The organism is Pseudomonas sp. R76 (assembly GCF_009834565.1).
GTDB lineage: Bacteria > Pseudomonadota > Gammaproteobacteria > Pseudomonadales > Pseudomonadaceae > Aquipseudomonas.
Genome location: NZ_CP019428.1, coordinates 1,011,538 through 1,031,929 on the forward strand (window position 1 = coordinate 1,011,538; position 20,392 = coordinate 1,031,929).

A 20,392-nucleotide genomic window follows, 5' to 3' on the forward strand; every position below is an offset into this window, starting at 1 on the left:
TTTTCCGAATTCTGTGGTTTCCCCTATGAGGACTACCTCCTGGCTGTTGACGTGGGAAAACTGCGGGAAGTACAGGCGAAGTCAGAACGGCAGCTTTCATTCCAAGCGGTGGAATGATGCTGCAAGTTGGCCGTACCTATTCGCGGCGGTAGGGGAGCGCGCAGAATTCGGAAAAATCCTACGCTAAGCCATCTTGAGACAGTTACTGGTGCGATAGATGCTCAAAAAGTGCAGGGTCAAAACGACCTGTTTTTTTTGGGTTAATATAGGGCCACTACAAGGAGATTTGTGTGGCCGATCAGCCCTATTTTGCACCCTTGGCCATCGGCGGCGAGCACATTGATCTCACGCACCTTGAGCCGTTTACATTCGAGATCGATAGTAGGTTGGCCAAGAAAACTTTGGCGGTGCACGTCACTTTTTCAAACCACTGCTTTTCGCGCAAATATAGCGCGGAGAAACATCCTCCCGGCGAACCGATCATTGATCCGACCAGTCCGCGACCACGCACGTTCTGTCCGATCCGTTATCGGCTGTCCAAGCAGCTGCCAGCGCTGATCCTTGGTCTGAATCACCCCAAGTGCAAAGTGAGCCAGACCAAGGCGTTGCGAAATTGGGCATACACCCTGCAAATCAATGATCCATCGGGTCCGTATTACGTCATTTTCGAGATCCGCAAAGCGGTGCAGCCAGGACGGCAGAAACAGGATCTGACAATCGTGGTCGAAAGCGCCTATCACGATGATCCGGAGCAACCCGATCCTGTACTGCTGGGCGAGATGGGTTTTCTGATCCTCTGCGCGAATACCTATATGCGCAAGCCAGTGGCTGTAAAACGCTGAAAGCAGTAACGAAAAAAGGCGCCCTAAGGCGCCCTTCTCGTATTCTGGTAAAGCAGATCCGGTCACCACTTCGCCTTTTCAGGCTTCGGCCCGCCTTGCGCGAGCACCCTTTCGGGCCAGGGGACGTTCAAATCTCAACCGGTTAGTCGTCCCGCAGTTGCATTGACATAGTAATTAAAAGTTGACGCGAGTGTCAATCACATTGACAACCCTTGCCCCTGCGCGTTGGGCGAACTCACCGATGCTCCCAAGTCACGATGGCCCGTGTCCAGTTAAAGAATACCCTAATCGGCGTCAGGCCGAGGCTCTGCACAGCGTCAGGATAGGGCCAATGTTGGTATTTTCTGGAGCCTCGGTGGCGTCCTCTAGTTATTTTTTTGTATCAACAAGTCAATTGCCGACAGCAACATCACATCATCGGCAGCACCTTCCAGTTTTAGAGACCTGCCGGTTTTGTTGTCTTTAATCAGTACGGTGGGTGTAGCTGTGACCCCGAACTTTATGGCCTCTTCTGCCTGCCTGCTAATGCGCAGAGAAATCTGTTTATTGTTAACGGCACAGTCCATCAGCGCTTGGGGACTTACGTCGCTTATGTCCAGCTGACCATTGAAGCCTAGGCCATTGCTACGGGTTTGCTTAAAGACCTGGTCGACTGCTTGCCAGAAAGCCGAAGCGCCGCCCAACTCTCCCGCGCACTCAACCATTTTGGCTTCGTTAATCGCGGCCGAACCGTGAAAGTCCAGTGGCAGGTGGTGCCACTGCAGGTTCACGTCCTTCTGCTGCTGCACCCAGGCTTTCAGTGCGGGTGTATATGTCTTGCAGTAGGGGCATTCCAGGTCCGCAAATTCGGTCACGCTCCAGCGGGCACCAGGTGGCCCAAACAGCCACGGGCCGGCGAATTGTGGTGTTTGTATCTTGTTCCACACTAGCATCGCGTAACCCACCACCAAAGCTGCAGCCACGAGGCATCCTAGTATTACCCCCCGTGGCTTTCGAAGGCCTGTCATGCCCTGGCCTCGGAGGGTTTCGAGCCTAATAGTGCTTGTTTGCGCAGGGCTTCAAGAAGCGCGCTTTCCGCGCTCTCGGGTTGCGGGTGCTGCCGAAGCCAATTGGCTAGTACTGCTTGAAGCTGGGACTCGATATCGCGACGATCCACCGCTCGTACCAAGACCTGTTGCAGCTCCTCTATCAGCACGGGCGCGCACACCTCCAAGGTCTGCAAAGCATCCTCTCCGGGCTGTTCAAGCAACTGGGTCAGACTTTCAATGAGGTTCTGGGTCAAGGAATTCAGTGTTCTCATGCGTGGCGCTCCAAGGCCGTGACTTGCTCGGGAAAAGTGATGATGTGTGGTTCGATGCCGCGATAGCGGTCTAGCGTTGCAGCAACTTCAATAGCCGCGTCGAGCTCGTTGCAGCCTGTGGCCTGCATGATGTCGTAGCGTTGTTTCTTCTCTTCCGGTTCTGTCATGGCCAGGGCCAGGTACAAGCTAGGCGGAACTACCCGGAACAACATTTCCATGCTTTTGGACAGCACTACGCCCTCGGTGAACTTCCCGCTTTCTTTGCGTGCGGACAGCATCATCGACTTCTGAGCTGGGGTCAGTTCACGAAAGCGTGCAATTTTCTCCACCTCATCAGGCGGCATATTCAGGCAGATCCACCACTCGATCATGTTGAGTAGGGCCGATGCCTCTGGCGGTACGTCGTCAACGTTTTGAGTGGCCATCCAAAACCAGGCTCCCAGCTTTCGCCACATTTTGGTGATCTTGACGGAGTAGGGGGACAGCAGCGGAACCTTCAACTGGATGTGGCCTTCGTCGGTGAAGAAGATCAAGGGGCGGCCTTTGAATTGATCCCGCTCGGCAATGTTATTGACGGTGTTGAGCAGCGAAATGTAGGCGATGGCCATCTGAGCGCTGTAGCCCTCTCGGGCATACGTGGCCAAGTCGACAATAGTGATGTCTGCTTCGGGCCATGGCGTACCAGGACGATTGAACATGTCGCCTTCAGTGCCCATGCAGAACATGGACAAGGCTTCCGCCATCTCCAGGAAGCGTGAGCTTCGAGCGGCTGGTATACCCGGTTCATGCCCCATCTCTCGCAGTGCCTCACGGATGTCTTCAGGGAGCACGATGCGTTGTTCCGCTACACATTTCTGTGCTGCATTGAGAATGCATTGGCGGATGGCACTGCGATCTGCTCGGGTAAGGCGCGCATCTTCTTTATCCTCCCCGCCAGTGATCATCAGCCTGGCCGTAATTTCCATCTCTCCCAGGATGTCGCGCTGTTCGTCTTCGGTTTGGCTTGCCAGGTGTTCGTCCGAGGCCTCGAGGTCATCAGCCTTGAGCGTTTTGACGTTCGCGGTCGGCTCAATGAGTTTTTCAGCATCGGCGAAGGGCGCTAAGCTAACCCCAGATCCAGGAGCGAGCCGGACACGGTTGACCGTCAATCCGAGCTTCTTGGCAAAGTCTCCCAGCAGGCCAAAGCTATTGCCGGCCTCAACGATGAACAGTCGCGGCCGATAGATGGCAACGATCTGACTAAGGATATTCGTTGCGCTGGCCGACTTTCCTGAACCCGTAGGGCCAAATATGAACAGATGCGCGTTCATCTGGCGATCCAGCTTGTTCAGCGGATCGAAGGTGATCGGCGCTCCACCTCGGTTGAACAAGGTGATTCCAGGGTGTCCCGTTCCGGTCGACCTTCCCCAGATTGGGGCCAGGTTCGCAATGTGTTGAGCGAACATCAGTTGCGCGTACCACTCCAGTGCTTTGCGCTCATTGGGATCAAAATTGCCGGGTAACCATCTGAGGTACGAGTTTAAGGGGGCAACTTCATCGCGGGGCTCCACGGGTTCCATACCCGCTCCCAGCAAGGCACTGCTCAGTTGCAAACTGCGCTCTTGTAACTCCACGTCATCTTTCCCGCGTAGGTAAAACGCTACGCTGCCTCGATATAGCTTGTGCTTGCGGCCAAGCAACTGGCGTGCGACAGCAACGTCTTCGCGGGTCAGGATCGACGCCTGGGTATCACCAACGGCTTTGCGTGAGAGCTGTTCCAGATGGCCTTCAAGGATGTCCTGCGGAGTGATCACGAGGGTGATACAGAGAATGGTGTCCTCTGGCATTTTGTCGAACAGGGCGTTGAGCGCATCACCACCCTTGCGTGTTTCTCCGGTCAGATGGCCTGTTTTGGGCGCTTCGCGCAGACGATCGAGCATCACCACGCGGTGGGGCAGACCATCGAAGTACCATAAGCCTTTCTCAGTGTCCGATAGCGGTTCGCGGTAACACAGGTTTTGCGAAAAGTCGGTCCCGCTGGCCAGCGGTAACTCGCCTTCCTCCGCTGCCGGCACTTGCTTGCAAACCACCTCATAGAAACGGCGGACATCAGCGTCTGCAGGGCCAAGATGGTCAGGTCGTGGATTGAACCAGTGAATCAACCAGTGACGTATAGCGTAGCCATCCATGCGATGAGTCTTGATGCCGGCGTTTGCCAGCCCGCCTACCAGGCGATCACAGATGATTTTTAGGTAGGGGGCCGGTGCTTGGCCGCGCACGTCCGCTTGTGCCCCTTGTGTGCGTCGATACACAACAATGCGGACACGGCGTTGCTGGCCCCTCCAAGGCAGTTGGCTGACCTTAGTGTCTTCAAACAGCCCGCCCGGCTTGGAAATGGCTTCCAGGTGCTGCTTCATCAGCTTCAGATAAAGCTCGGTGAAGTCACTGCCCTGTGCCCGGGGTTGGATGTAGTCGTGCAGCTGCTGCAGGTAGTTGTCCCAACTGGTTTCGTCCTGAGCGTATAACTGCACGACCCACGGGGAGGTCTCCAGCTCATCGAAAGAGTCTTGCAGGGCGTTTTCCAGGGCGTCTCGGGCTTTGCGCAACCAGTCGGGATCTCGACCTTCGGTGCCGATCGGTGTCAGCTCGAAGAACGCAGCACGAGACACGCCGTCTTCCAGCAGCATGGCTTTTTCCGCCGGCAGATAGTCCACCCACGGCAGAAGATCCACAAACGAGGGATTCACGTCATACATGCGGTCGACGTCAGCGGTAGTGGCAGGTTTTTTCTTTGGGTTACGCCAATCACTCGGCGAGGGAACACCCATGGCCGCCAGGCGTGCGAAGTAGCGCTCGGTCGCTGCCTCTAAAGATTCAGTCGCTGATGCCTGGACGTCGACATGCTCGGTAGCATTAGCGGCGAGGTCCGGCTCGACTCGGTCTGAGCCACGTCGTGTTTTAAACCGCTCAAAAAACCTCATTAATAGGCCTCCGTGCGTTCACCGGGCATGGCGTATTGCACGCGTTGGTACAGTGGAAATACTGTGGTGTAGCCAGGGATTGGAGCTGGATCTGAGCCTGCCAGGTGAGGAAACACATACATCACCAGGTCGGGGTTGGGCAGACGCTTGAACTGGCTGTAGATCTCGTTTTGGGCTGTACGGGTGAATTTGGCGTTGTCTGTTTCACCCGCCTCCAGAGGTCGACGGAGGTCTTGGCGCGCATCGAGCAACTGGCGGCTACGCGTACTATTGCCTGAACCACTGGCGCCTTGATCCCAAACGTCCATCATCGTGTTGTCGCCATGGGGAAGCAGCTCGTCCTTGCTCGTAGAGCAGCCCGAGGTAATGAGTGAGATGACGATGTATGCACCTAATTTGAGGCAGCAGTTAGTCAAGCGAAGTCGAGGCATGACGGGCTCCTGAGCGATAGTTGACCTTGCGGCCTTGGAGTTCGTAATCGATGGTCAGCTGCTGATCCAGGTGCACCGCGACCTTTGCCCCGGGCTGCACGTACACTGCCGCGAAGGCTTGCCCGTAGAGCTTGTTTACCCAACTGGATACATCATTGACGCCTTGGCCGATGATCTTGCCCATGGCGTCACTGCCTGAGCCGCCAACTGAACCGATGGTCCCGGACTGCGGATTGATAAATGAACCGCTGTTTCCGTCCGATTTGATGAGGGAGGCAGCGCCGGCGCCGGCAGCGGTAATCAGTACCTGGGAACCGATGTATTGCGAGGCGTTGCTTTTACGATCGCCACTGATGCAGGGAATACCGTAGGCATCGCTGATCCAGCCCAGACCACCCTGGATGGTTGTTTGGTTGCCATTGTTCTGGTTATTGCTGTTCTGACTGCCATTTGTTTCCTCTTGGGGCTGTGGCAGCGTGCGCACGGTACCGTCGTTGAAAACAAAGGTCAGGCTTTTGATCTGCCCGCGTACGCAAGACAAGGTCCAGTCGCCGGACGCTGTACCGCTTGCCACTGCGCCGGCGACTTCGGGTAGGTCGATACCGTTGGCCGTCAGATTGTCCGGGCCGATCAGCACTTTGAATGGGTAGGGGTCGTTGACCGTGCCGTCGATGGGCACCCGGCCGATCAATGCGGACATAGCGACTGAGCCCATCAATGTGGAGTTCTGTGGCAGCGTATAGACCTTGCGTACCTGTTTGCGGGCCTCCTGTGGCGAGATCTCACTCGCAACGTTCTGAGCGCCCGTACGCAGAGCATTTTGGCCTCGATCTACGGACTCGCCGAAGGAGGTGGGGAAGTTAAATCCCGAGGCGGTTTGATTGGATCCGGCAGCGATGGGCTTTCCATTGATATCGACAGGAGTAGCGTCCTGTGGCTCGATCCAAACGACATCCGGTCCAGGTGCGCCTTTGAAGTCTTGCCCATCACCAGGCTGAACGCCGAATCCGATCGGCAAATCCGATCCAGACTGATTGCTGCTAGCTGATTTGCTGCTCAGGCTGTTGTATTGCTGCTGCAGCGTATCCAGGATGGTCTGGCTCTGTTGTTGTGACTCCTGTTTCATCGTTTGCTGGGCGTTTTGTAGCTTGCTGTCAACGTTGTCGTTGATCGACTGCAAGCGTCTTTGTAGCTCAAGGTTTTGTTGCTTCAACTCATCGTTGTTCTTCAGCGCATTGGACACCTGGTCTTTGAGCTGTCTGCTTTCCACGACGATGGTGCGCAGCGTGTCGCCGGGGGTATCGCCGTCAACGCCAAGCTTTTTAGCTTCCCCCGTACTGAGCACGAGCGTTTCTGGAGCCTGAGCCTGCTTCTCAGAACTGTCCTTACTGAATAGTTTGACCACCACGAATAACGCCATGATCGCGAAAGGGATGACCAGGAATTTGACCAGAGGATTACTCTTCACGGCGACCTCCTTTCGGATCGATCTGGCTGACGGCCGCCGGCAGTAACGATTCGGCCAAACCATGGCCGCGTGTCACCAGATAAACCGTTGTGGTGTCACTTGCATCACCCTTGGTGCCGAGGTACGGGTGCTGAAACGTCGCCGTTGTGAAGTCCCCCATCAGATCCCGAGGATCCAGTGCAAGTTGCTGAGTGCTGGTGTTGCGCAGTTTCACTGCCGTCACCCAGTAGTCGTCTAACCGCCACGCTCCTAATGCAGAGGCCTCGACCGGCAACGTCGGGAGCAAAGTGGTGAGGTTAAGGCCCCGCTTAAGATTGACCTGGGCGATACCGTCTACAGGCTCAACGGTGCGCAGAGGGGCATATAGCATCTGTGCGGCATAGCGTGTAATGACCACAGGGATAGGCGTCTCACGGCGAGGCGTCGGCGGATCCTCGTCTTGAACGTTGGGCTCCGACATGGTGGCCGGAGCGCGACTGGTCGTTGGCTTAGAGCTGGCCTGCCCGTAACGAGGCGAGGGACCTTCACCGGCAACAATTTTTGCAGGCTCGGGCGCAGCCTGATTTGGTTTGCCTTCTGTAGCGATGATGTCCACCAACATGATTTCGCCACTGCTCATATTTTGGAGCTGCAGGCGAGTCGGAGGTATGGGTTCTTTGGCCAGAAGGTACAGTGCGCCACCCGTGCTCTGGACGCGCAGCTTATCAACCAAATTCCGGGGCAGACCCACTCGAACATTTTGGTCGACAAAGACAATGCGTTCCTGGCCGACGATCAAAGGCAGTGCCAGTGGAATTCGGTCCCAGCGTAAAATTTCAACGGCGTTGGCCAGCCCGCAGAAGTTGAGAATCAGTAATCCGATAATCAGCAGCCGACGCATCATCATTTACCTCCCGAACGGGCAGGTTCTGCGGAGACTTCGATGCGCTGAGGGTTACTGCTGTAGCAGTCCCAAGCCAAGCCAAAAGGATTTTTTTCGGGATCAACGTCGGAACGAATGATGTGTAAGGGGTAGCGAGCCAGAGCTCTTTTTACACGCTCACCTCCGTAATGCTCGTCGGCAGTGATATCTAAGTTCACCGTCCAGTCGTTGATGCTGTGCTGCTCGACATGCTGCTCCGAGGTATCGGTTATGCCTCGACCTGGTATTTCAAATACACCACGTTCGCGCTTGCGTAATTCCCCGCTGTTGCGGCGCAGTTCGAAGTCTTTTTGCAGATAAGCTTTGCAACTAGGCGTCAGGTATCCACCCAAGCGGGCGATGTTATCCTCGTAGTCGGTTTCCCCGTCGACAGGCCAACGATTCATTTGCTGGAAGATATACAACCCAAAGGCATACACAGACTCTGGGGGGACATCCCACCACTGACGGGTGCTGCCCGACCGGAGGTCAGGCGGCACATGAATAGTCAGATCACGCGGCGCGCTCTGCCAGCCGTAGGCCATGTAAAGACCCAGGGCAATCAGTAGGCCAATGACCAGGCGCAGGCTGTTGATATGGGACAGTTGGGCGTCCACTTTTTTTCGATAAGTCATTGAGCCCCCGTTCTACGGCAGGTCCACGCACCCGTGCGTGTGATCAGGTGGGCCTTGTTCCAGGTAGGAAGATATCGTGCAACGCTCAGTTGCATCTGGCGGTAGAGCCAGGTGTCCGGTCGGCCGCGTTTCCAACGCCGTAAAAAACGGCTGGAGAGTGTCAGCCCAAGGATCGCAAAGAGCATGGCTGTGGCGATAATCAGCGCCCAGATATGGGTCAAAATTGCTGCCAGAATCCCAATTACCAATCCTGAGCCGGCACTGATCGCTAGGGTTGCCCACATTTCATCGGCAGTGAGGCCGCCCATGATGACCGGCTGATTGTTCAGCCGCACCGGGAGGAAAATTAGCGTCCCATCATCAGAGAGTTCTGTCATGGCCAAGGCTCTTTAAAGAATGTTAGTTGCCTTGGTGATCAGGAAGATGGCGACACCCAAGATGGCCACACCGACAGCGGCCGTCGCTCCAAGATCAGCCCATTTCTTCTTGCCGTGTTGGATCTCGTGGTAAACGCCGAAGGCGTGCCACGCTACCCCGGTGAAAATGACGGCGCAGACGATCAGACCCATCAGCGACATGCCGTCAAAGGCGTAGTTCTGCATGGTTTGCATCAGGTTAGAGCCCTCACCTCGAGTCGGAGGTTGTGACTGGGGGAGGGCAGCCATGGACAGTTGTGGAAGAGCAAGCATGCCGATCAGCATGTAGCGTGTTTGTGAAAGCAAATTCATGGTGAGTCTCCAATACGATCAACTGAGTACAAAGGTGGTGAGGATCATGCAAAGCAGCAGGATGCGAACCAAAGAGGTCGAAGCAATCGTCCGGTCAAGGTTGCCGGTGGCCCATCCTCGGTAGCAGCTCCAGACGGCCCAGGCCCCCCACACGAACGTGATAGCCACGGCCACGCCGACGAAAAATAGGTAGCTCGACGAAGCCGGGAAACCACTCGCCGCTTGAAAGGCGGACGCCTGAGTGCCGTTCATGCTCATGGCTTGCGACCTTCGGTGGTGTATTGGCCCGAAAGCTCGGCTGGATCCCGAGGTTGGGCTCGGCTTGGCGTCAGGTAGCCCTCCAAGCCATGGCGGATGCGGGCGATGTCACCCGCCAAGCGCTGGTAATCGAAGAAGTACCGTTTGCCCGGCTCGTCTGCTACTTGAGCGCTACGACGTGCTGTGTCCTCCAAGGCATTCAACTGGCGGATCATGACGTCCAGGTTGGCCTGTTCGGAGGCAGAAGCAGCTACCGCTTGGGAGGTAGACAGAATGATCCCGAAAAGCGAGATCAGTCCTGTCAATACGAATCGGCATGTAAGGGCGGGTAGACGCAGTGTCTGGATCACGGCTAGGCTCAAGTCATTCCTGTTGCCGTCAGCTTGCCGTGATCACACTATAGTCGCCGCAAGAAAACCATATTCCGGGCCGTTAGGATTTCTTCGTACGGTAACTGCACCCTCAGTCTCGGTGGATCGAGCGTTTGAAGAAAAGAAGATAGCCGGTGGGCAAGGCAATGCCGTATGCCCAGCCCTGGGCATTTTGATTGCCAATCTGGACTTCGCCCCTGACTACGGGTTGAACGCTGATCAGTTCCCAACCCTCTTGGCCTAGCTGAGCAAGGCGCTGCTGGTGTTCCGGATCCTGCAGGAAACCTTGAATGTCAGGTTCGGTAGATGGCTCTTCGGACTTGAACATGAAGAGTTTTTTGGTTCGGACGAGATAGTTCAGCGGGGCGAATTCGGTATGGTATTCAAATGCCTGGCGACTCATGGCGACATCCTTCATGTGTGGAGCTGCCAGGTTTTCAGTATTGAGGATGTGCAATCAACCGGAAATACTCTGCGACTGAATCGGTGATTTTCGTTGCTTGGCGAAGCTGACGTTTAAGCCTGGTCGGTGTAGCATCTTAGTGAATCTCATTACTACGAGCGTCTTATGACGGCCTATCAAAAAGATTTTCGACGTTTTCAGTTTCCAGGATTTGATCACATAGGTACTTGTTTTTTAAGGGTGCGAGTGAATTCAGATGGAACGTCTATATTTCTATGTTCCCAGCTCAAAAATTACACCGGCACATCCGTGACTAATGTTGTTGAAGAAATTTTCGTAAAAGCCGTGAGTGAGTTGCAGAAATCTGGCCTATTCAAAATAAAGCGTCCACATTGGTACAGTCTCAAGCGCGAGTTGAGCTTTTCAGAAATTGTAGCCCGCAGCTCATGGGTGGAGCATTACCCCAAGGGCGTGGGCATTTCATCCGACAAAGATACATATGCGTTGGTGAGTTTTGATCGCGATCTTAAACCCGCTTGGGACTACGTCTCATTAGAGCGTGCGATAAAAATATGCGGCGTTGAAAAAGATTTCTTCCACATCTCGCAAGAAGATCTCGATTATGAGCAGAAATTGGAGTCTCCCTACTAGCCGTCTATGAGCCGCCTAACAGAGGTATCAAAGACGCTCTGCTGGGTGCAAATTCCCTTTAGCGTACTTGCCCTGCTAGAGATGTTCTTGCATCCACATAGCGCTGCATGATGGATAACACCATCGAATTTAATGCCAGTATCTTCATTGCCCGCGTCACGGCCACATACAGCAAATTCAGCTCATCGTCTTTACGACCCTGATCGATATCGGGGGACAGAGGGTCAGCGCTAAAGTCGTCATACAGGCTGACAAAGTCCCACTCTAACCCCTTGGCTTTATGCCCTGTCGTCAGTGTGATCGTGGCATCCAACTCGTTGTCTACTGACCGAGAGCGTAGTGTCTGGATGCGCTGAGGCAGATCGGGATAGGCAGCGATGATCTTGATCGATCGCAGCATCTCCGAGTCTTGGCTCACCTCGGCAATTTCAACGTATTGCGAGAAGTCCCGGTAATCGCGCAGTAACTTACGGTTTTGCACGGATTGGTTTTGGTTGCGGCTGAACAGATACAAGTCTTCCAGGTCGCGCAATGAATAACTGTCGATGCCACCTACCCAATAGATCTTAGGCTTGCTCGCTACCAAACTAAGCGCGTTCTCTATGACGCCGGTAACCGTGCGATGGATGTATGTGCGATGCGGTAGGTCTTCAGGAAGCGCACGTTTAACCTGGGTTTTGGGGCCTAACCCTTGCAGCTTTCGAGTTTCACCCTTGTAAAAAAGGATGATGTTGGCCACATGCGCGACTGCTGGACCGAAGCGAAAGCTCTGGGTCAGGTAGTGGCGCTCTGCATCGGCCATCCAATCGCTGTTGAGAGCGTCTTCGGCACCACGGAAACGGTAAATCTGCTGGTGAGGGTCGCCGACGGTGACTTTGCAGATGCGCTGTATCCTTACCAAGTCGGCAATGACCGGGTTCACGTCTTGACCTTCATCGAGCAGAATCGCCTTAAATCGCTGGCTCAGGTCAGGTTTACTCAACTGATACAGCTTTAAATATCCATCGTGGGTGATCAACATTCCCGTGTCCTGCAGGTCGATCATCCGGTTCCAGATAATTCTGGCGACACCCAGTGCACTGTCCAGAAATCGTTCCTGCGCGCTGGTGAGCATTCGTTGACCCTGAAACCTGGGAAAGTGTCCGCGGCCGAGCTCGTTATCGGCGCTGGCCATGAAGTTGTTCAGCGTACTCAGTACATCTCGTACCAGCTCCCAGTCCTGGGTATTGATGGCCCTGGCGATATCGGTGAGGCGTAAGTTATTGGTCTGTTTGGCGGCGTATTGGCTGCCATAGACCGCATAAGCCAAGCCATGCGCCGTCTTGCAGACCACATTGCGAGGAAAGCGTCCCTTGGCAGCGAGCTCGACGGGTTTGTTGTAGCAGAGATAAAGCATTTTCACCGAGGCGTGGTGGGTGGCATAACCAACCAGTGTTGTGGTTTTGCCTGTGCCGGCGAAGGCTTGGACCAGTAGCTTCTCTGCTGTTGAATCGACGATGGGCAGCTGTTCTTGTGTCCACTGCATGGGCAGCTCCTAGAGGTATTTTTTGAAGCTGGAGACAGTGATGTAAACCGATACGCCCAATAACAACGCGCACGGCAGCAAAATAAGCAGGGGGCTGACGCTGATCGGGATAGCCAGGTAAATCGTCCATGGCACGATGGCCAGCGGAATAATGGTTCCGCGTGCTTTGTGATACAGGTAGCTCGACTCACGGCCGGAGCCGAACTTGCGTAGATCACGTCGCACCAGGCCATCCACCAGGCCCGTAAACGCCGCCAGTGCAAACAGTGGGATTGTCAGTGTCAGGATGACCATTCGTACGCAAAAGGTGAGCACGGTATAAAGCATGGCCAAGCCGTAATCCTGGAACTTGATCATGACCCGACCGAGTTCGTAGCGCAGGTCGAACATGCCGGCGTGCTGCGGCGACGTGGAGCGAGCGTATTGGGTCAATGAGTTAATGCTGTCTTGCAGGCCGCTTTTTACCATCAGCCAATCATAGGTAGTTTTTGCCAGCCAGGTTGCGGTGCGCCCCGGTTCTTTGATGACAACGCTATGTAACAAGTCCTGGGACAGCCAGCCTAGTTCATGCTCAAACATCTGCTGGGCGTGCTTCCATCCAGCATCAGGCCAAAACACGTACATGCACAGCCACTCAACGAGAATGGCGCCCAGCAGTGAGCCGAACATCACCCCCAGAAAGTGGAAGGGGGCTGAAATCACCATGCCCAAAAATGATTTTTGCCCTTCCTGCTGTTGCTGGGCTTTTTCCGCCATATCGGCCATCGCTTTGCTCCTTTACGCTAAGCGACTTTGTCGTCGTTGGCCATCAGGCGGAAATCGTCGACCAGGTCTTCGGGCAGCGATTCGCTTAGTGACTGATATCCCGGCGCTTGCCACCATTCGCTGTTGGTTCCTGATCCTTTACGCATTCCTTCAACCAGGGCCTGCAGATCCTTGGGCATCACCTCGTCGGGATCACTTGCCGGCAACGGCATACGGATTTTCCAGAGGTTGCCGCCTTCGATCAGGGCAAAGCATTGCCCCTTGGGCAGAGCAACCACATGCGCCGGCTCGATCATTGGCACGCTGACGCTTTGGATCTGGTCGTGGGTGTTGGAGGTAAAGGCCGTCTTGCCGTTGATTGCGTCATTGGCGCTGCTGGCCGGTGTGCTGGTAAACACCTGAACCTTGGGTAATTGATTGGTCAGCAGCTCGGCAGTGGCGGTCTCGCGCACACGCAACATAAATAAGTTGTTGAAGTTACCGATGACCTGGCCAGCTTTGGCCCGGTTACCGATCTTGGCTTCAATGTCGCTCATGGTCTGGGTATAGGCTGTGACCTGCATGCCGGCGCCGCCGCCTTTGTTGATCATTGGTATAAATTCTTCGCCCATGAGTTCGTTAAACTCATCGGCATGCACGTTAATCGCCACCTTGGCGCCGGAGGCGCCGGGCAAACCGTCGTCGATGCCGAACTTGTAGATGTGACCTGCGACTGACACCAGGTCGCTGAACATGGAGTTCCCAACGGCCGCAGCCACTTCGGTATCCGACAATGCATCCAGTCCCACATAGACCACCGCTCGTTTCCGGATGACCTGCATCCAGTCGAAGATGGGTCGCGGATCTTCAAGATCCATGTAGTCAGGCGAAAGCAGCTCGGCAATTCGTCCTGTGGTCAGCTTCTCCAGCAGCGGCAGCAGGCTGGCAACGATCTTGTCGAAGTAGGTTTTGTCATAGCGAACTGCTGATCGCAGACCCTCCATCACAGGGTCCGATATGCGCTTCTGAGTCAAGTACATGTCCAAGGCCACTACACGCAGTGGACGGTCCTTCATGGCGAAACTGAGGTTTTTGCGATCGATCTTGCCCTCAAGCTCGACAATGGTCTGCCAGGCCCTGGGGTCATGTTCAGCAAAGTACTTCTGTGCATACTCGATGAATAGCGCATCGATGTTGGTCACATGCTTGAGGATCTGCTCATAGTCCGGTCGCCGACCGAGGGCCACGAGGGCGCGTGCAATGATGTTGACGAACCTCCAGGCAAACTCACGGAACGCAGCGGAGTTGCCTTCCCCCGACAGTTGACCGGCGATCCGGGTTGCCACCTCGGAGATCCTCCCAAAGCGGCCAACCGCGTTGTAGCGTGCTGAATGGTCGGGCCAGCCCAAATGGAATACGTAAAACTCATCCAGTCGGCCTGCTCGTTTGCATTCAATGTACATACGCTTGAGCAAATCGGCATCGCCTTTGGGGTCGAAGACAATCACCACCTCGCGATCAAGGTTCATCTCATCAATTTTATCTACGCTGCGCTGGCTCCGATGAACAGGCTGAACACGGCGCCTCATCTGCACGCGCCGCCGGGGCCGTCTGCGGGTTCGCCTGATGTCTTGGGTGATAAACAGTTCGGCAAGGCGGGTTTTGCCCACCCGCGTCGTACCCAGTACCAGGGAGTGCCCTACGCGCTCCCCCAGCGGCATGCTGACGTCACCTTCGTTCGGTTCAATACCGTGCAAGCGCGGTAAACCCCCAACAGGTGGAAGTGGGCGTGCTGGGTTGATCGCAACGTCCCAAGATGTGGCCTTGGCGATTAATTTGAGCGGGAAGGGAGCGAACTCCAATCTTTCCTCGATACGCCGCGCCCAGGTATAGATCGAGGTTGGCTCGATATATTCGGCATATTTTGGGAGGTAAGTGTCCATCAACCGCTGGGTATGTTTTTGAGTCCAGCGAAAGCCCTTACCAATGAACAGTCGCTCATTGCTAACGGGAATGTCTTTACTGGTCATGGTGTAGTGGGGGAGCCGTCGAATATTGCGTCGGTATCGTAAAACCACCAGAGCTTGTTTCAGGCGAACATATCCAAGGCCTATAAAGCCAAGGGCGGAAATCACTCCAAATAATGGCGTTAGCGCAAAGGCCCAGGGCGCGAAAATACAGAGCAGAGCTGCTGCTGCACAGACACAGACCGTGTATAGCTCGACGGCAGGACGGAGCAATGCCTCAATGGTGAAAGAACCGGCCATGGTTGGAGCCTTCTATAGCTAAGAGGTTTTCAATGGGAGCTGTTCGTCCAGCTCCTGGCTTACTTGTGATATCTCGGGTGAAGCCAATCGATCGGCTAATTTCAAACGCATTGCTATGGCATCACCTGGTTCTGTCGAGGTCACACGACCGCCATAAAGCCAGACCACATACTTCACTTGCTCCAAGATGAGCTGGCATGTTCGCGGGTCTTCAGGTTGTCTGATCACCACGGTGAGTGACTGAGGTGGTGGCATCCCTGGCCCCCTATTGCTGAATGGCTGTCGCAGTGATGAGCAGCGGGTAATGCTTGATTCCAAGACGTTGCGCCAGGTCATTCGACGGGGCCGGTACCATTTGAAGGCCGCTTCCCCAACGTTGTACTTCGGCGAATCGCTCGGCGTTGACCACGTTGACCACCAGGCCAACAGCGTTTAGGTGCTGGAGCTGTTCGAGGCGTTGCGATAGCCAAACCCTTGAGCTTTCATCGTCACCCACAAGAAACAAGGGTTGCAGGCCTGGCGCATTGATTACTCGACCCTGTATCTGACCTGGTGTCAGTTGGTCAGACCGCACGGGGAAAGATCCCACGCCTCGTACCCCTATATCTTCGGGCTGGGTGGCGTGGGTATCAGGTTCGGGTGCGAGATCCTGGTAGTAGGGCAGCGCTGAAACCCCGCCACGGTCTTCCACCACGATCAATGGGCCGCCATGCGCCACAATCGGCCCGATCAACCCTAGCAACAGCATTACATTCAACAGTCTATTCATGGGTTATTCGCCATCAGGTTGATGCCGGTTACACGGCTGAGATGTTGGGCAAATGCTCGGCGGTAGCGGGCAGCAGGTTCGCCCCCGGCCGGGCGATGGTAGCGGCCAGCGGCCGTGATCCAATCCCCGCCTTTGGCCTTCTGCTCGGCCAGAATTTGAGCTGTAACAGAAAGGTTTTTGTAAGGATCCAGTCCTTCGCACGGATAGCTGTAACGATGTCCGTTGGCACCAATATTGGTTTGCCCTAGGCCTACGTCGACCCGATTGGGACCTGCGGTCTGAAGCGCAAGCATAAGTGCCCTGCAGGCATCGCTTCGGGTCGCAAACCTGTAGCCTGCGCCGGCGACATTCAATGTCCAGGGCCAGGGCACAATTTGGCCGCGTAGCCGCGTACCGCTTTCCTGCAGCGCGACGGAATACAGCACCTCGGACGGAACGCCGGCAGGCAAGGCAATCAATTGGTAGGCCGGTGGGGGGACTTCCGCACTGTTGGCCAACGCCGCGCCCAGCAGAAGAGAGCCAGCCATTACTGCGCGTACTACTGACGCTGCCATTGCCCATTCACCTCGCGCACCACAGCTGGGAGCTCGCCGCCGAGCCCAAGCCCGAGCCAGCGGCCGGCATCGTGATTCAGTGTGATCTGCCGGTTTCGAACACCTGCCGGTTCCACGCCCGCTAGAATGGCCCAACGTCGAATTTTCTCGTCATCACCCTGACTACCGATGAAATACAGGTCAAAAGGTTGTTTTTGGGCCTGTAGATCCTTCACACGAACGATGCACGCGCTGCAGTTGTCCTGAACGAAAACGGCTAAACGTCCGCTGCTCTTCAAGGGACTTATCGCGCCTGAGCTAGTAGCGGATGTTGGGTCGGGTGAAATTTGAATAACTTTTTCATTGGGGTAGAGGCGGGCGAAGGCCTGGTCATAGGCTCGCTGATAAGCAAGTTCCTTATCTATACGCTTTCGTTCAGCTTGCACTTGAAGTTCGGCATAGCGTCGCCGCTCATCATCCGATTTGGCTTCGATACCGAGTGCGGTGAGAGGATCCAGGCCAGGCGAATAGATCCCGCGAGGGCCTTCCATCACTGTTTTATAGCGGGTCCACTCCTGCGGGGTTAACCCCCATTCGCGGGAGAGTTCTGTCTGGCTGGCTCCTTGGGAGGAGTTTTGGGTTTGGCTGTTCTGTGTATCCGAAATGGAGGTTGGTTGTCCCGGGGCTGCATGGCAGCCGTAGGCAATTGCTAAAGTTGCCAAGCCTCCAATGAATCGCGAGATGATCGTGGCATTCGTTTTCACGGGGAGGGTGCTGGGGATGCACATAAGCTAGGTCCTATTGAGCGACGGTTACTGTTTGCGGTGTTCCTGCCACATCAAAACGTGCAGACCTACCGTCCAAAGCGTTAAGGCGCCAGGCGGTGCCTGCCACGGCATCACCAGGTCGAATTAGGTAGATCTGGTTCAACTGCGTGCTGCCAGGAGGGGCTACGGACAAAAAACGTTCACCGCCCCGGTACTCGATACCGACGACGGTGAAGGGCGGTGTTTGCGGTGTAACAACGCTGGTGCTGGGCTTCTGGGCAGGTCGAGGTTTGCGAGCGACGGTTTTGGGTTTGGAGGGAGGGACGGCAACTTGCTTGATCTGGGATTGGCTTAACTCGTGAACACGGCCATCGAGCGTTTCGACGCTGGCCTTGAGTACCACCAGTTCGCCAGAGGACGCAGCATTTCGTGAGAGCTCTTGCAGCGATTCGGTTGCCTGCTTGGCATATGCTTGTGCCGCATCGATCCGGTTTGACAATGCTTGTTGTCCGGAGCGGAAGTCATCATTACTGACCCACTGCTTGCCATCCACTGCGTCAAGCCGTTCATCGACTTTGCTAAGTCGCGTCAGCATTGCATCCAGGGATTCTTTATCAGCAGTCGTAGACATGCTGATCCTGAGTAGGGACAGTTGATGATGTTCATAGGCCAACATGCCTGTCAGGGCGACGAGGCAGAGGCTGAGTATCACAGTGGTTCGGGTAGGGCGTGGTAGGTTCATGGGCGTCCTCGCGCAGAAGCGAAGACACCCTCTCAAACCGGCTAGTGGGGTGCAGCAGGAAATAGGTTTTCCATACTGCTTTGTTTTTAGGGCATGCCTTTGTGAGCGGTTTGCCTACGGACAGCTAGGCTGCACCGCAGTGACGGATTTCTACTTTGCGATATTTCTGAACAAACCCTTTAACTGTAGATTGCCCGAGTCAACCAAGTGGTTGTCATCATAGTACAAAGCCACTCCATTTTTAGAACCCATGCATTGCCCATTTGGGCAAAGGTAAGGAGTCGGATCAATAACTGTGGCGTTACACTGTTTCGCAGCAGCATCTATTGCATTGTTGGCGTCGTAATTCCGCTTCTGATAGCTCATAAGAGATATCGAGATATCTGATTCATGTTGAAAAATACGTTTATGCAAATTTAATCCTTTATAAACGCTAAAAGGCATTTCAGGGATAGGTCTAACGATATATACAGGATGATTTTTAGCGATAGAGCAAACAGTCTTCGAATATTCTGAAGTGTATGCATTGATAAATTTCTGACCTTGAAGATGCTCTTGTCCAGTAATATAGGTGCGATAGCTGTTTCCACGGTCTGAGTCTAAGTACATAGCTGCCCGACTAAACAGGATAACTGGAATTCCGTGGTAGGACTTAGCCAGCGTATCCATTTTTTCGCGCATAAAGCCATGACATTTATCAGCTAGCTCTTTGTCATGCATCTCAAAGTTTTGCAGTATCGGGCAGCCGCCACGTGCCCAAGATAAAGCCGCTTGTTTATTCTCCATTTGCACTGCTGCTGCAGTGGACTCTGCGTGACTGTCACCGAACAATATGACAGATACTTCTCCAGAGCCAAGCTTGCAATCAGAAGCACCATAAGGGTTGGGGTAGCATTCTCGATCATAAAGCTTGCTTGTGTATTCAGGTCGACCTAAATCGACGTAAGCAAACCGTACTCCAGGATGGTCTTTGACCACGGAGGATAGGATTGCAGAGATACCAATCATGACCAAAACAGCACATGCATATTGTATTGCTGCTTTGCGTGGCAATATTTTTTTGTTTGTTCTCGATTCAATAAAGTAAAAAGAGAGGGTGCCTAGTACAAAAGAAAGAATAACTGCGGCTACCACATGGGGAAGGCTGTTTAGTAATCCGCAGGTGTACAGGAATACAACTAGTGGCCAATGCCATAGATATACAGAATATGAAACCGTGCCTGTATACTGTAATACTCGATTATTGCCAAAGATCGATTGCGAATTTGCTGAAATTACAAGGGCTGCTCCGAGAACAGGAATCAAGGCTAGATATCCCGGCCAAGGGTCTTGCTCTGTGAAGCAAAAAATACTCATGAGAATAGCTGCTAGGCCAAGGCCCTCACACGCATATCCGAGCCGTCTACTGAAGTGAAGCGGGTACAAAAATACCAATCCACCGACGATTAGCTCCCAAGCACGAGTAGGCAGCATATAGAAAGCGATGACCGGGTCAGTATTCGAAAGATAGATCGAAGTTGCCAGAGAAGCTATAGCGAGAAAAATCAAAGATTTTTTGGTTTTTTGAGTGCCAAATAACTTGTGAAGGCCCATTAAAATCAGTGGGTAAACGAGGTAGAATTGCCATTCGACAGATAGCGACCAGGTGTGCAGTAGCCAGTTTTCGTGCAGTGGTGCATCAAAGTAGTTCCCAGTTTTGGCGAACATAAAGTTTGAGCTAAAGAAAAGACTGCTTTTAATTGACCGAATAGCTTCGCGGTAGTCATCTAAAGGAAGGTATATGAACCCAAATATCAGTAGTGCTGCGCATAGTGTCAGGAGTGCCGGAATAATGCGGCGAGCTCTCGAAACATAAAAACTTATAATGGAAAAGTTCTGCGCCTGCAAACCCTTGAAGATAATTCCGGTCATCAAAAAACCGGAAATCACAAAGAAAACGTCGACCCCTACGAATCCCCCAGCAAATCCACTGATCTGGAAGTGGAAAAGCACTACGGATAAAACCGCCAGTGCTCGTAGTGCATTTATACTTTTCCGGAATTGCATCTTCGCGCCCATGGTCACCTACATTGTGGGGTGGCATTGTAGTGGCCATGG

Annotated in this window: 22 protein-coding genes; 2 read left to right on the plus strand and 20 right to left on the minus strand. The window is 54.2% G+C overall.

Features of this window, described 5'->3' with window-relative positions:
• Nucleotides 1–290 precede the first annotated feature (290 nt).
• Entirely contained in the window at nt 291–842 is a 552-nt protein-coding gene (locus tag PspR76_RS04390; RefSeq protein WP_159954127.1) for a hypothetical protein, read from the plus strand.
• Nucleotides 843–1,207: 365 nt separating this feature from the next.
• On the opposite strand, the gene PspR76_RS04395 is transcribed toward PspR76_RS04390, so the two are convergent.
• The 12 genes from PspR76_RS04395 to PspR76_RS04450 form a co-directional block, all read right to left on the minus strand.
• The gene (locus PspR76_RS04395) at nt 1,208–1,804 is read right to left on the minus strand and encodes a DsbA family protein (RefSeq protein WP_237235722.1); all 597 of its coding nucleotides are present in this window, start codon (nt 1,802–1,804) and stop codon (nt 1,208–1,210) included.
• A gap of 41 nt (nt 1,805–1,845) precedes the next feature.
• Nucleotides 1,846–2,142 (minus strand): hypothetical protein, encoded by a 297-nt coding sequence (locus tag PspR76_RS04400; RefSeq protein WP_159954129.1) that lies wholly within the window; start codon nt 2,140–2,142, stop codon nt 1,846–1,848.
• On the minus strand, nt 2,139–5,102 hold the full coding sequence (locus PspR76_RS04405; RefSeq protein WP_159954130.1) for a conjugative transfer ATPase: 2,964 nt from the start codon (nt 5,100–5,102) through the stop codon (nt 2,139–2,141). The genes PspR76_RS04400 and PspR76_RS04405 overlap by 4 nt, the downstream gene beginning before the upstream one ends.
• Nucleotides 5,102–5,533, minus strand: a complete 432-nt coding sequence (locus PspR76_RS04410; RefSeq protein ID WP_159954131.1) for a TIGR03751 family conjugal transfer lipoprotein — start codon at nt 5,531–5,533, stop codon at nt 5,102–5,104. Before PspR76_RS04410 ends, PspR76_RS04405 begins: the two co-directional genes overlap by 1 nt.
• On the minus strand, nt 5,511–7,001 hold the full coding sequence (locus PspR76_RS04415; RefSeq protein ID WP_159954132.1) for a TIGR03752 family integrating conjugative element protein: 1,491 nt from the start codon (nt 6,999–7,001) through the stop codon (nt 5,511–5,513). Before PspR76_RS04415 ends, PspR76_RS04410 begins: the two co-directional genes overlap by 23 nt.
• Nucleotides 6,991–7,884: a TIGR03749 family integrating conjugative element protein gene (locus PspR76_RS04420; RefSeq protein WP_159954133.1), complete on the minus strand. Its 894-nt coding sequence runs from the start codon at nt 7,882–7,884 to the stop codon at nt 6,991–6,993. Before PspR76_RS04420 ends, PspR76_RS04415 begins: the two co-directional genes overlap by 11 nt.
• Nucleotides 7,884–8,537, minus strand: coding sequence for a PFL_4703 family integrating conjugative element protein (locus tag PspR76_RS04425; RefSeq protein WP_084375834.1), 654 nt, complete (start codon nt 8,535–8,537; stop codon nt 7,884–7,886). Before PspR76_RS04425 ends, PspR76_RS04420 begins: the two co-directional genes overlap by 1 nt.
• Nucleotides 8,534–8,914: a TIGR03750 family conjugal transfer protein gene (locus tag PspR76_RS04430; RefSeq protein ID WP_019819648.1), complete on the minus strand. Its 381-nt coding sequence runs from the start codon at nt 8,912–8,914 to the stop codon at nt 8,534–8,536. The genes PspR76_RS04425 and PspR76_RS04430 overlap by 4 nt, the downstream gene beginning before the upstream one ends.
• Before the next feature lie 12 nt (nt 8,915–8,926).
• Complete coding sequence (locus PspR76_RS04435; protein WP_019819650.1) at nt 8,927–9,265, minus strand: TIGR03745 family integrating conjugative element membrane protein; 339 nt, start codon at nt 9,263–9,265, stop codon at nt 8,927–8,929.
• Between the two features lie 18 nt (nt 9,266–9,283).
• Entirely contained in the window at nt 9,284–9,523 is a 240-nt protein-coding gene (locus PspR76_RS04440) for a TIGR03758 family integrating conjugative element protein (RefSeq protein ID WP_159954134.1), read from the minus strand.
• On the minus strand, nt 9,520–9,828 hold the full coding sequence (locus PspR76_RS04445) for an integrative conjugative element protein, RAQPRD family (protein WP_232005465.1): 309 nt from the start codon (nt 9,826–9,828) through the stop codon (nt 9,520–9,522). Before PspR76_RS04445 ends, PspR76_RS04440 begins: the two co-directional genes overlap by 4 nt.
• A 157-nt stretch (nt 9,829–9,985) precedes the next feature.
• Nucleotides 9,986–10,297 carry a hypothetical protein gene (locus tag PspR76_RS04450; RefSeq protein ID WP_119737037.1) on the minus strand — a complete coding sequence of 104 codons (312 nt, stop codon included), beginning with the start codon at nt 10,295–10,297 and terminating at the stop codon, nt 9,986–9,988.
• Nucleotides 10,298–10,462: 165 nt separating this feature from the next.
• Here PspR76_RS04450 and PspR76_RS04455 point away from each other — a divergent pair, with 165 nt between their 5' ends.
• The gene (locus tag PspR76_RS04455; RefSeq protein WP_157986806.1) at nt 10,463–10,948 is read left to right on the plus strand and encodes a hypothetical protein; all 486 of its coding nucleotides are present in this window, start codon (nt 10,463–10,465) and stop codon (nt 10,946–10,948) included.
• A 58-nt stretch (nt 10,949–11,006) separates the two neighbouring features.
• Here PspR76_RS04455 and PspR76_RS04460 read toward each other — a convergent pair whose 3' ends face one another.
• The 8 genes from PspR76_RS04460 to PspR76_RS04495 all read right to left on the minus strand — a co-directional run bounded on the left by PspR76_RS04460 (nt 11,007) and on the right by PspR76_RS04495 (nt 20,353).
• Nucleotides 11,007–12,473 carry a UvrD-helicase domain-containing protein gene (locus tag PspR76_RS04460; protein WP_159954135.1) on the minus strand — a complete coding sequence of 489 codons (1,467 nt, stop codon included), beginning with the start codon at nt 12,471–12,473 and terminating at the stop codon, nt 11,007–11,009.
• A 9-nt stretch (nt 12,474–12,482) separates the two neighbouring features.
• Nucleotides 12,483–13,238 carry a TIGR03747 family integrating conjugative element membrane protein gene (locus tag PspR76_RS04465; protein WP_084375837.1) on the minus strand — a complete coding sequence of 252 codons (756 nt, stop codon included), beginning with the start codon at nt 13,236–13,238 and terminating at the stop codon, nt 12,483–12,485.
• A gap of 17 nt (nt 13,239–13,255) precedes the next feature.
• A complete protein-coding gene (traD, locus tag PspR76_RS04470) occupies nt 13,256–15,484 on the minus strand; it encodes a type IV conjugative transfer system coupling protein TraD (RefSeq protein ID WP_159954136.1) in 2,229 nt (742 codons plus the stop codon).
• Between the two features lie 265 nt (nt 15,485–15,749).
• Nucleotides 15,750–16,232: an integrating conjugative element protein gene (locus tag PspR76_RS04475; RefSeq protein ID WP_237235768.1), complete on the minus strand. Its 483-nt coding sequence runs from the start codon at nt 16,230–16,232 to the stop codon at nt 15,750–15,752.
• 17 nt (nt 16,233–16,249) lie between these two features.
• Complete coding sequence (locus PspR76_RS04480) at nt 16,250–16,807, minus strand: lytic transglycosylase domain-containing protein (protein ID WP_159954138.1); 558 nt, start codon at nt 16,805–16,807, stop codon at nt 16,250–16,252.
• Entirely contained in the window at nt 16,792–17,574 is a 783-nt protein-coding gene (locus tag PspR76_RS04485) for a TIGR03759 family integrating conjugative element protein (protein WP_159954139.1), read from the minus strand. Before PspR76_RS04485 ends, PspR76_RS04480 begins: the two co-directional genes overlap by 16 nt.
• A 10-nt stretch (nt 17,575–17,584) precedes the next feature.
• Nucleotides 17,585–18,295, minus strand: coding sequence for a methyl-accepting chemotaxis protein (locus PspR76_RS04490; protein ID WP_159954140.1), 711 nt, complete (start codon nt 18,293–18,295; stop codon nt 17,585–17,587).
• A gap of 150 nt (nt 18,296–18,445) precedes the next feature.
• Complete coding sequence (locus PspR76_RS04495; protein ID WP_260115106.1) at nt 18,446–20,353, minus strand: acyltransferase family protein; 1,908 nt, start codon at nt 20,351–20,353, stop codon at nt 18,446–18,448.
• Nucleotides 20,354–20,392 lie beyond the last annotated feature (39 nt).